Genomic DNA, 1,028 nt, shown 5'->3' on the forward strand with positions numbered 1-1,028 from the left:
ATTAGACAGGGGAGGCATTTGAGGATGCTGGACAAAAATAAGGTGCAGGAAATTTCGAAGGACCTGCAAATTAAGGGAATTGATGCCCTTCTTTTGGGGCCGGGGGATGATTTGGAATATTTAGGCGGACTTAAAACTGGAGAATGCGAACGATTTAAGGGGCTTTTTATATTGTCGAACGGTAAATACTTTTACGTCACACCCTATTTATATTTGGAAGAATTTGAGGCTGCTTTTGGCAAGGACACACCGGCATATATATGGGAAGATAAAGATTGGTTTTATCCAACATTAGCAAGAGCCATGGACGATTTTGATCTTAACGGTAAACAAATTGCGGTTAACTATGGGATACGTGCGGTGGATGCCATCGAGATAGCCGATAGACACAGAGTAAAGTTGGTAAATGGCTGGCATTTTCTAGACAAGATGAGGATAATCAAAAGCCCCTCTGAGGTAGAAAAGCTTGAAAGGGCTACGCAAATTTCCGATGCGGCCTTTAAGGAACTTTTAGGTTTTATAAGACCAGGAATGACGGAGGGTGAGATCAAGAAGCAACTTATCGATCTTTTTGAGAAGCATGGAGCTGATGGCCCTGCCTTTGATATCATAGTCGCGCGAAAGGAAAATGCATCAAGGCCCCATTACAACGGCTCAAAAGGAGTTATAGGCGAACGCGATCTTGTTCTCGTTGACTTTGGGTGTAGGTATGAAAGCTACTGTTCGGACACTACCCGTACCGTCTTCGTAGGCGAGCCGACAGATGAAGAAAAGAAGCTTTACGAGATAGTCTTGCAGGCCCAGGAGGCTGGTGAAGCTGCGGTAAGACCTGGAGTTCCAGCCGAAGAGGTGGACAGGGCGGCAAGGAAGGTCATAGAAGATGCTGGTTACGGTAAATATTTCAACACCAGGCTGGGCCACGGCATAGGCGTTGCAGTTCACGAGGCTCCATATATTATGGAAGGCAACAAGATGCCCCTGGAACCGGGCATGGCCTTCAGCATAGAGCCGGGAATTTACATCCCTGG

At 46.4% G+C, this 1,028-nt stretch carries 1 protein-coding gene; it reads left to right on the plus strand.

The features are described 5' to 3' along the window. Positions 1-24: 24 nt before the first annotated feature. A partial coding sequence (locus Q7P41_RS00195) for a Xaa-Pro peptidase family protein (RefSeq protein ID WP_303881085.1) occupies positions 25-1,028 on the plus strand: 1,004 nt, incomplete at its 3' end.

The organism is Acetomicrobium mobile (assembly GCF_937920065.1).